This window comes from Flavobacterium sp. (assembly GCF_039916025.1).
In the GTDB taxonomy this organism is placed as follows: domain Bacteria; phylum Bacteroidota; class Bacteroidia; order Flavobacteriales; family Flavobacteriaceae; genus Flavobacterium.
This window is the reverse complement of record NZ_JBDSMB010000022.1, coordinates 1-10,481: the sequence shown is the minus strand read 5'-3', so window position 1 is coordinate 10,481 and position 10,481 is coordinate 1. Positions and strand designations below refer to the sequence as shown.

Here is a 10,481-nt window from a genome sequence, read left to right as displayed (position 1 = left end):
TGAATTCCGGTTAGTATTTTTGACATCTTCAGTTTTTTTCTAATCGCAAAGTTAAACCTTTGTATTAAAAATTGCATACGTTTCATTACATTTGACAATATGAGAGCATTGAAAATTGTTTTTTGGATACTTTATCGCATTTGGTTCTACGTTTTAATGGGAATTCCGATAATTGTTATGTTCCCGTTTCTTTTTATCTCCATACTTAAAGAAAAATGGTATCCTTATTTTTTTGTGATGGCCAGAATTTGGGCCAAAATCATATTGTTTGGAATGGGATATAGAGTCAAATTAGAAAAAGAAGAAGAAATCATCCAAGGCAAAAGTTATATGTTTGTTGCCAATCACACCTCGATGACAGATATAATGTTGATGCTTTCTGTGGTCAAAAATCCTTTTGTTTTTGTTGGCAAAAAAGAATTGACCAAAATTCCGTTATTTGGATTTTTCTATAAACGTACCTGTATTTTGGTAGACAGAAAAAGTTCCAGGAGCAGAATGGCTGTTTTTGAAAGAGCACAAAAGAAAATCGACCAGGGATTTAGTATTTGTATTTTCCCGGAAGGCGGAGTTCCACATGATGAATCGGTTGTATTAGATGAATTTAAAGATGGTGCTTTCCGATTAGCGATTGACCATCATCTTCCAATCGTTCCGCTTACTTTTGCCGATAACAAGAAACGCTTTTCTTATACTTTTTTTAGTGGAAGTCCGGGTTTGATGCGAGTTAAAATCCACCGTTTTTTTGAAACAGCAAATGCAAAGCAAGAATTCAAGAAAACACTCAAAGAAGATGTTCGTCAGGTTATTTTAAAACAACTTCAGGATTATAATCCATAAAAAAAGAGTTCCGAATTCGGAACTCTTTTCTGTTATTACTCGAAAGCAATAACCATCTTAACTAATTTTAAAACAAAACCTAACTAAAACTTGTAGCTGACTCCGCTGTAAACTCCAAAAATGTATGGTTTGAAATTACCAGCGTTTGAGCTAAATGTATTCAATTGATATTTTACTGTTGGCTCTAAATTGAATTCAAAAGATTTCATAAAACCATATTTTAATCCCAACCCAAAATTGGTGCTGAAATGTACATCGTTTAGATTATTTGCTTTTCCAAGCAAAGTCTCACGGCCATCGGATACAATTGTAATGCGGTTATCCTGAAGAAAAAGACTGCTAAATCCACCAATAATTTTTAAGCCCAATTTTTTCTCAAAAAGCGAATAAGACATCTCGACAGGCATTTCTAAATAGCCAATTTGCTGATTGAGATAGCCACTATTTTTGTGTACAAACGTATTTTCAAAAGGCAACAATCCACTTTCTGAAAACGAACTTTGATTTGCTGCAGTATTGCTTTGTACTTGTATCATTGAACTTGAAGCGGCTGGCGAAACATTCCGCAGTCTTTTTGCCTGAAGCCCGGTAAAAAACAGGATATCATTGGTGTCATAGCTTATGTTGACTTTGTTTAATCCGGTTCTGACCGTTAATTTTTTATTTACAACATAACTTACGCCAAGTCCGAAACCAACATTTGTGTTATAGGATTTAGGATTTTTGGCGAGTGTTGAATCAATTGGCGAACCATTGGAAACTGAACCTAAAAAAATAGGGGCAACGTTCGAGGTCAGCTGCCACCTATTTCTTTTTGATTCCTGCTTTAATTTGCTTTCTTTTTCATTAAGCAATTCTTCCAACACATTGTTAGCAACACTGTTTTTTTGGGCAGTGTCGTTTACTTTTTTTTCAATTTCTTTTGTTGCAATTTTTGAATTAATATTACCTTTTAAATTATCAAGATTTAAGGGTGTTGTTTCAGATGCTGATTGAGTCTTTTTGATTTTTTCCTCTTTCGAATCTGTTTGTACTATATCTTTTTCAGCTGTTGACTGATTATTGCTTATTTTTTGAACTACTTGGTTTTGTGATTTTTCAAAAATAGATTCAGCAACTGAAGTTTTATTTTTATCAGAATTGGATTTGTTTTTCAAAGAACGATGATTGGATGACTTTCTTTCGGCAACGGTGGATTTTGATGAAAACGCAGAGTTTGTTTTTTTGTTATTTTCTTCAGAACCGATGTTACTTTTTTCTTTATCATCCTTATTGGCAACAGGAATGGAGCTATTATTTCTTATTGTTCTTTTATTGAAATCTTCAATGCTTGTTTGTTTTGTTTTGTTGTCCTCGTTTTCATTTACAACAGGATTTCCGGTTTTAATCTGGTTTGTCTTTAGTCCTTTGTCACTTCCGTTTTCTTTGTCAGCTTGATTTGTTATATTTGAATTGGTTTCATTCACAACAGGATTTTCAGTATTAATTTCCGGATTGTAAATGGATTTGGAAATAAAAAAACCAACTAAAAACACAGCAGCAACACTGGATAATTTCCACCAAAATGGAATTACTCTTCTTTTCTTTTTTCCATCAAGTTTTGCTTCAATATTTCCCCAGGTTTCTGCCGGAGGATTTACTTCAAAATCTTTGAATTTTTCTTGAAAAAGACGATCTATGTTTTTTCTTTCACTCATTTTGCAGAAGGAAATCCTTTATTTGAATCGTTTTTATGTTGTTCTATTTTTTCTTTTAAAATCATTCGCGCACGGGATAAATTTGATTTTGATGTTCCGATATTGATAGAAAGCATTTCGGCAATTTCAGCATGCGAATAATCATCATTAACATAAAGGTTGAATACCAATCTATACCTATCGGGCAATTCCTGGATAATCTTTAGCAAATAATCTAAAGATATATTTTCGTCATCTATTTCAATCTCGGCATCTTCAGGAACATCTTCATTTACTAAACTTAAAAATGTTTGGGTTCTGTATTGTTGTAAAACATTGTTAATCATTACCCGTTTTAACCAACCGTCAAATGAACCTTTAAATGAATACTGCTCTATTTTTTTAAAAATTAATATAAATCCATCTTGTAAATTGTCTTGAGCCTCGGTATAATTGCGTGAATATTTTAAGCAGGCTGCAAACAGTTTAGGCGAATACAATTTGTATAACTGTTCCTGTGCTTTTCTATCGTTGTTTTTGCAATCATTTATGAGTTGATTTAAATCCAATTTTCAAAAATTGATTGTTATTTAATTTGTCACAGGCACTTCATATTCCAGATAAATATTATTTCCCTGATCATCTTTTCCTTGATAAAATTTAAAAATATAGGAACCATTGCTAGTCACATAAAAATTAAAAGTATAAGTTCTGGCACCAGTATCAGGGTTCAATTCCTGGCAATCGCCTCTTTGTGCAACTGCATTTTCAACCGCGATGGTTCTTACGTTTAAATCTTTGTCATAATACAATGAGCTAAAATAATAGCAACTTGTTGGCGCAGTATAATGAACAGTTATAGGATACGTTTCCCCTAAGGTAAATTCGGTTGGAAGATCAACACTTTCAATGGGTCTTAATTCAAATAAATACTGTGTTTCGTCACTTGGTGAACATGAATTTAATATAAAAAACAGAGCGAAAAGTGAAACTATTTTTTTCATAATTATTTATCGATTTTGTTGTTATGATACTTTTTTATAAAAATGGTTGCGTTAAGGTAATAAAAAAACCCGAAAATTTTCGGGTTTATAATTTATGCGTTTTTCTCTTTAATATAATCTTTAATTTTTTGTTCTAATTCATCGGCTAGTTCCGGATTGTCTTTTATCAGGACTTTCACAGCATCTCTCCCTTGGCCAAGTTTGGTGTCGCCATAGCTAAACCATGAACCTGCTTTTTTAATGATTTCAAACTCAACAGCTAAATCAAGAATTTCTCCTGTTTTTGAAACTCCTTCTCCATACATAATATCGAACTCAGCCGTTTTAAAAGGCGGCGCTACTTTATTTTTTACCACTTTTACTTTGGTTCTGTTTCCGATAACATTTTCACCATCTTTAATTTGTGATGAACGACGAATGTCTAAACGAACCGAAGCATAGAATTTCAAAGCATTTCCACCGGTTGTAGTTTCAGGATTTCCGAACATAACACCAATTTTTTCTCTCAACTGATTGATGAAAAATACGGTACAGTTTGTTTTGCTGATAGTTCCTGTTAATTTTCTCAAGGCTTGCGACATTAAACGGGCATGTAATCCCATTTTAGAATCACCCATTTCACCTTCAATCTCACTTTTCGGAGTTAAAGCTGCCACCGAGTCAATAACAACAATGTCAATCGCTCCGGAACGAATTAAGTTCTCTGCAATTTCCAATGCCTGCTCACCGTTATCCGGTTGAGAAATAATTAAATTTTCAATATCAACACCTAATTTCTCTGCATAATTTCTATCGAAAGCATGTTCAGCATCAATAAAGGCAGCAATTCCACCAGCTTTTTGTGCTTCGGCAATAGCGTGTAATGTTAAGGTTGTTTTTCCTGAAGATTCCGGGCCATATATTTCAATAACTCTTCCTCTTGGATAACCATTTACTCCCAAAGCTAAATCTAAACCAAGCGAACCGGAAGGAATAGTTTCTACTTCTTCGACTGCTTTGTCTCCCATTTTCATTACGGTTCCTTTACCGTATGCTTTGTCTAATTTATCTAGCGTTAATTGTAATGCTTTTAATTTGGCTTCTTTTTCTGAACTCATTTTTTCTAAATTTTGTGGCATAAAAATAATGCTTTTTTTGATGTTATAGGATACAAATCAGAGGAGTTTTGAACAAATTATTTTATCCCTTTTGACAACGATTACCACTTCTATAAAGCTAGTAGTATTAGATTTTAAAACGGTATACAAAAAGTGTATATTTTCTTAAAATTTGAAAAAGTGTTTTTTAGACTCGTTTTATATTTCATCCTATTGATTTTTCATATTTTTGTGGTCTATTTTTAAATCATGGAAAAGCTTATTTCATATCCAATTTCAGTCGTATACTATCTTTGTTTTGGATTGTGTTTGGTTATTTTTCATCCTGTTCAATGGATATGCATCAATGTTTTTGGGTATCAGGCGCATAAAAAAAGTGTTGATTATTTAAACTTTTTTCTATCTAAATGCACTAACATTCTAGGAACAAGATACACTTTTGAAAACAGGGATACTATTCCGAAAAATGTTCCAATCATCTTTGTTTCCAATCATCAGAGTTTGTATGATATCATTGGAATTATTTGGTATTTACGAAGATTTCATCCCAAGTTTGTCAGCAAGAAAGAATTAGGAAAAGGCATTCCAAGTGTTTCGTATAATCTAAGACACGGCGGTTCGATTCTTATCGATAGAAAGGATCCAAAGCAAGCTATTCCATTGATAAAAGGAATGTCAGAATATATTGAGATGCATAAACGCTCTGCGGTTATTTTTCCCGAAGGCACCAGAAGTAAGGATGGAAAACCAAAAGAATTTGCTCAAAGTGGTTTAAAAATCCTATGTAAATATGCACCTTCGGCATATGTTGTGCCAATTACTATAAATAATTCGTGGAAAATGGTTAAATTTGGAGCTTTCCCGATGGGTTTGGGGAATCATTTACAATTTATAATTCACGAAGCTATTGCTGTAAAAGAGTTTCCTTTTGAAGTATTAATGGAGAAAACAGAAAAAGCAGTAGTACAATCTATTAAAATTTAAACAATGTCGACACATAATATCCGTCTGGAAGTAATGCAGTTTCTGGAAAATAAAGTAGACGGTTTCATGGATGAATACCTGATTCCTGTCGAAAAAATTTGGCAGCCGTCAGATTTTTTGCCAAATTCTGAAAACGAAAACTTTTTTGAAGAAGTAAAAGAACTAAGAGAAATCGCCAAAGATTTACCATACGATTTTTGGGTAACGCTTGTTGGTGATACCATTACCGAAGAAGCTTTGCCAACATACGAATCGTGGTTGATGGATGTCGATGGTGTTGGTCAGGTTGAAAATAATGCCTGGAGCAAATGGGTACGTCAATGGACAAGTGAGGAAAACCGTCATGGAGATTTGCTAAACAAATATTTGTATTTATCAGGTCGTGTGAATATGCGCGAAGTAGAAATCACAACGCAATATTTAATCGCTGATGGTTTTGATATCGGAACAGGCCGCGATCCTTATAAGAACTTTGTATATACTAGTTTCCAGGAATTAGCGACTTATATTTCACACAACAGAGTTTCACAGATAGCCAAACAATATGGCGATAAGAAATTAGCAAAAATCTGTAAAATGATTGCCGGTGACGAAATGCGTCATCACCATGCTTACAGCGAATTTGTAACACAGATTTTCAAAGTTGATCCTAGCGAAATGCTTTTGGCTTTCAACTTTATGATGAAGCAAAAGATTGTAATGCCAGCTCAGTTCTTAAGAGAATCTGGCGAAAAAATCGGAGCAGCTTTTTTAAATTTCTCAGATTCCGCACAACGAATTGGTGTATATACTGCCGCCGATTATGTTGATATCATGCAAAAGCTAATCGAGAAATGGGAAATTGACAAACTTTCCGGTTTGACAGACGAAGCAGAAAAAGCGAGAGATTATCTAATGAAATTGCCAGCGAGAATGGCAAAAGTTTCAGAAAGATTAGTAATTCCTGCAGAATCTACACTTTTCAAATGGGTTGAACCAGCTATGATAAGATAATAGAAAAAAGATAATAGAACATAGACTTAAATCCTTTCTGAAAAGAGAGGGTTTTTAAATTAATAAAGATGTCAATAATTGATAAAACGATTCTTTTTGTAAAAGAAAAACTAGAGAATGCCGAAGGTGGACATGATTGGTTTCACATGGAGCGCGTTTACAAAAATTCCCTTTTAATTGCCAAAGAAGAAAGTTGCGATTTGACAGTCGTTCAGCTTGGCGCCTTACTTCACGATATTGCCGATAGTAAATTCCACGATGGAGATGAAACGGTTGGTCCAAGAACAGCCAGAACTTTTTTGGAAAGCGAAAATGTTTCAGAAGAAATAATTGCTCATGTCATAAACATCATTGAAAACATTTCATTTAAAGGCGGGAATTTCGAAAAGAAATTCAATTCCAAAGAACTTGAAATTGTTCAGGATGCAGACCGATTGGATGCGCTTGGCGCGATTGGAATTGCAAGATGTTTCAATTATGGGGGATTCAAAAACAGAGCATTATACAACCCAGAGATTAAGCCAAATGTCAATATGAGCAAGGAAGAATACAAAAATTCCGAATCGCCAACGTTGAATCATTTCTATGAAAAGCTATTGTTATTAAAAGACAAAATGAATACGCCAACCGGCAAAAAAATAGCCGAAGCACGACATCAATATATGGAAGATTTCCTTTCGCAGTTTTATGCTGAATGGGAAGGCAGTAAATAAAAAAAGCGAACCAATTGGTTCGCTTTTTAGTTTTATAACGTCAGCTTGAGAAGTTGTTTTTTCTTTCCTTTTTGTCCCAGAAAGAAAACAGAATCGCCAGTAAGTTCGCCATAAGCAACCATGAAAGGCACTTCATTTTCTTCGTCGTCCAAGACTTCACGGTAATCAAAATCTCCGTTTTCATTTATCCTGATAACGGTTAAGTTAGAACGTTTTGGAGAGGCTTCTTTAAACTCAATCCTGTCTTTTCTGATTTTTCTAACTTTTTCTCCGGTGTTTATGAAGAAATAAGCATCAGCTCCTTTTGCCGTAGAAGTGTAAGAGAAAAAAGGATTCCCGTAAACTGAGGTGTCCTGACGTTTGTTAATATTTCTTGCCCAAACAATAGCACCATCAGAATTTATTTTAGCACTTACAATGTCATCATAATGATATGTCCAACGATCGTAACCTCCACCGTTTTGTGTCATAACATGAGTATAAACTTCATAATATTCCTCGGCATTTAGGATAATTTCGTTTTGAGGAGTAATAATCAATTGTTTAAAGCGAAGGTTTTTAAGTTCCTTGTCTTTGTCTTTTCCATATTTATCAATCATGAATTGTTCTGTAAACGGATTGAATTTAGATTTTTTGATGGCGAGGCTGTTTGGATCTAATTCGAAATAACTAATTCCTTTGAAACGGCTGTCATTTCTATCTGAATAGAATCCAATACAAGTTAAACGGTCTTGAAAAATGATGGTTTTTAAAGAAGCAGCATAATGCTCATCCGTATCAAAAACCTGAGTTTTTTCATCCGTGCTTGTAATTCTGGTCAGCTCATATTGATATCTTCCGCCATCTTTTTTCTTTTTGGCTTCGTCAGTTTTAACTTTACCTAAAAGATATAACGTGTTCCCGTCTTTTGAAACATCAATATTTTCATAAATGAATTTTCTGTCTTTAATGTCTCTTTTAAAAGTATGGTCAATCTTTTGATTTAACGCTTTATCAAACAAATAGATTTTGTGTGTTTCACTGTTTTTATCTTTGATGTCCACAGTAATTGCAAAAGCTGTTTTGTCTTCGTTGATAATCATTTGAGCACCAGCATCTCTGTCTTTACCTGAATTACCACTTTCGGCATCTTTAGAATTCATATTGAAAAGTTCTTTGGAAGTAAAATCAAAATCGTTGATATTTGAAGTCAGTGCATTGAAAGTAACAGATTGTAGTTTCTTGTCATAAATATATTCAATCATATTGATTTCCTTGCCATTCATAATTACGCCAAGTATGCTGCGATAGATTTTCTTGTCTTCCTTTTTTACTTTGGATTGGTATTCGTATTCTTTCAAAAGCTTCAGATTACTATCGTAATGTTCAAAATAATAGCCATAACCCGAAGAAAAAATCCCGCCAGCGTAAGAACGGACAATAACTACGCCTCCGCTTCCATCATCTTCAACCAGCACAATGTTTGAATTTTTGTATTCGTCTTTAAAAAGTTCACTTTTGGTAATTTTTACCGGAATGTCCTGGGCAAAAGAATGCCAGGTTAGCATTGAAAATGCTAAGCAAATAATAATTTTTTTCATTGGTTTAGGTTATTTTTATTGTTGCGCCGAATATATAAAAAATCTCGCTATATAAGCGAGACTTGATTTTTATTTTCCGGAAAATTCTGCTTTTCTTTTTTCTAAAAAAGCAGTAGTTCCTTCCTTAAAATCTTCGGTGGCAAAACACTTTCCAAAGTTTCTGATTTCGGTTTCATAACCATTTACGCCATCTTTGTAATTGGCATTAACAGATTTTATGGCTCTGCCAATTGCGAAAGGAGAATTTCTCATGATTCGTGTTGCGATGCCTTTTGTAAAATCTAAAAGCTCTGATTGTGGCACGACATGATTGACTAAACCAACACGAAAAGCATCTTCTGCAGAAACCATGCTGGCAGTCATGATCATTTCCATTGCGCGGCCTTTTCCAATTAATTGTGGCAAACGCTGTGTTCCGCCATAACCCGGAATTACACCAAGAGAAACTTCAGGCAATCCCATTTTGGCATTATCTGAAGCAATCCTGAAATGGCATGCCATCGCTAATTCCAATCCACCACCAAGTGCAAAACCGTTGATGGCAGCAATGGTTGGTTTTTTCAAATTTTCGACAAAATCAAAAAGCAATTCATGTCCCTGAGCGGCCATTTGAGCACCTTCTTCAACAGAAAAATTGGCAAACTCTGAAATATCCGCACCAGCAACAAAAGCTTTTTCACCTTCGCCGGTAATGATTATAACCCTGACATCCGTATTGTTTTCCAGGCTTTCAAAAGCATCGTGTAATTCCTGAATTGTCGCCACATTGAGCGCGTTTAATTTTGATGAACGATTGATAGTGATTTGTCCAATGCCGTTTTCTATAGTAACGAGTATGTTTTCAAAATTCATAATGTTGATTTTTAGCCACGAATGCACGAATAATTTCGGGATAATTAATTCAAAAAAACATTCGTGTATTCGTAGCGAAATTTAAAATGTTATTTAACAATGGGGAGCGAAACAATAAATGTTGATCCTTTTCCGAGTTCAGTTTCAAATGTAATAGTTCCTTTGTAATTTTCTATAATATTTTTGATAATTCCTAAACCTAAACCCATTCCACTTGTTTTGGTGGTGAATTTTGGTTCAAAAACGTGTTCAATATTTTCAGGTTCTATACCAACGCCATTGTCTTTTACAGAAATGATAACATTATCTTCCGCTTCGTTTACCGAAACTAAAATTTGCTTTTCTTCCTGCTCATCCGGAATAGACTGAATGGCATTTTTAACCAGATTGGTGATAATCCGAATCAATTGTGTCCGATCTATTTTGGAAATCACATATTCTTTGTTGCTTTCAAAAACAATAAAATCTTCATTAAAAATATCCAAAGCTAATTCTACAACCTGCACCACATTGAGTGTTTCGTTTTGTTGTGCCGGCATCGAAGCAAAGTTTGAAAAAGCAGAAGCCACTGCACTCATCGTATCAATTTGCTGAATCAAAGTTTTGGAATAATCGTTTAGCTTTTGTTTTAATTCCGGATCATTGGCATCAAATTTACGCTGGAAACTTTGGACAGTTAATCGCATTGGTGTCAATGGATTTTTGATTTCGTGCGCCACTTGTTTTGCCATTTCGCGCCAGG

The 10,481-nt window shown here is 34.3% G+C and carries 11 protein-coding genes; 4 read left to right on the top strand and 7 right to left on the bottom strand.

Annotated elements, in window-relative coordinates; genetic code table 11:
- Positions 1-99 precede the first annotated feature (99 nt).
- Positions 100-840 (top strand): lysophospholipid acyltransferase family protein, encoded by a 741-nt coding sequence (locus ABIQ27_RS01400; protein ID WP_348031356.1) that lies wholly within the window; start codon positions 100-102, stop codon positions 838-840.
- A gap of 83 nt (positions 841-923) precedes the next feature.
- Here ABIQ27_RS01400 and ABIQ27_RS01395 read toward each other — a convergent pair whose 3' ends face one another.
- The 4 genes from ABIQ27_RS01395 to recA form a co-directional block, all read right to left on the bottom strand.
- Entirely contained in the window at positions 924-2,537 is a 1,614-nt protein-coding gene (locus tag ABIQ27_RS01395) for a hypothetical protein (protein WP_348031354.1), read from the bottom strand.
- On the bottom strand, positions 2,534-3,085 hold the full coding sequence (locus ABIQ27_RS01390; RefSeq protein WP_348031352.1) for a sigma-70 family RNA polymerase sigma factor: 552 nt from the start codon (positions 3,083-3,085) through the stop codon (positions 2,534-2,536). The genes ABIQ27_RS01395 and ABIQ27_RS01390 overlap by 4 nt, the downstream gene beginning before the upstream one ends.
- A gap of 21 nt (positions 3,086-3,106) precedes the next feature.
- Entirely contained in the window at positions 3,107-3,520 is a 414-nt protein-coding gene (locus ABIQ27_RS01385; protein WP_348031351.1) for a hypothetical protein, read from the bottom strand.
- A 92-nt stretch (positions 3,521-3,612) separates the two neighbouring features.
- Positions 3,613-4,617: a recombinase RecA gene (gene recA, locus ABIQ27_RS01380; protein WP_348031349.1), complete on the bottom strand. Its 1,005-nt coding sequence runs from the start codon at positions 4,615-4,617 to the stop codon at positions 3,613-3,615.
- A gap of 249 nt (positions 4,618-4,866) precedes the next feature.
- Between recA and ABIQ27_RS01375 the strand changes: the two genes are divergently transcribed.
- The 3 genes from ABIQ27_RS01375 (at position 4,867) to ABIQ27_RS01365 (ending at position 7,307) form a co-directional block, all read left to right on the top strand.
- A complete protein-coding gene (locus ABIQ27_RS01375; protein ID WP_348031347.1) occupies positions 4,867-5,601 on the top strand; it encodes a lysophospholipid acyltransferase family protein in 735 nt (244 codons plus the stop codon).
- A gap of 3 nt (positions 5,602-5,604) precedes the next feature.
- Complete coding sequence (locus ABIQ27_RS01370; RefSeq protein WP_348031345.1) at positions 5,605-6,594, top strand: acyl-ACP desaturase; 990 nt, start codon at positions 5,605-5,607, stop codon at positions 6,592-6,594.
- Positions 6,595-6,662: 68 nt separating this feature from the next.
- Positions 6,663-7,307 (top strand): HD domain-containing protein, encoded by a 645-nt coding sequence (locus ABIQ27_RS01365; protein WP_348031343.1) that lies wholly within the window; start codon positions 6,663-6,665, stop codon positions 7,305-7,307.
- Positions 7,308-7,339: 32 nt separating this feature from the next.
- Here ABIQ27_RS01365 and ABIQ27_RS01360 read toward each other — a convergent pair whose 3' ends face one another.
- From ABIQ27_RS01360 to ABIQ27_RS01350, 3 genes are all read right to left on the bottom strand, one after another.
- On the bottom strand, positions 7,340-8,887 hold the full coding sequence (locus ABIQ27_RS01360) for a hypothetical protein (RefSeq protein ID WP_348031341.1): 1,548 nt from the start codon (positions 8,885-8,887) through the stop codon (positions 7,340-7,342).
- Positions 8,888-8,956: 69 nt separating this feature from the next.
- A complete protein-coding gene (locus ABIQ27_RS01355) occupies positions 8,957-9,739 on the bottom strand; it encodes an enoyl-CoA hydratase-related protein (protein WP_348031339.1) in 783 nt (260 codons plus the stop codon).
- Between the two features lie 89 nt (positions 9,740-9,828).
- Positions 9,829-10,481: ATP-binding protein (locus ABIQ27_RS01350; RefSeq protein WP_348031337.1), on the bottom strand; the 653-nt coding region annotated here is incomplete at its 5' end.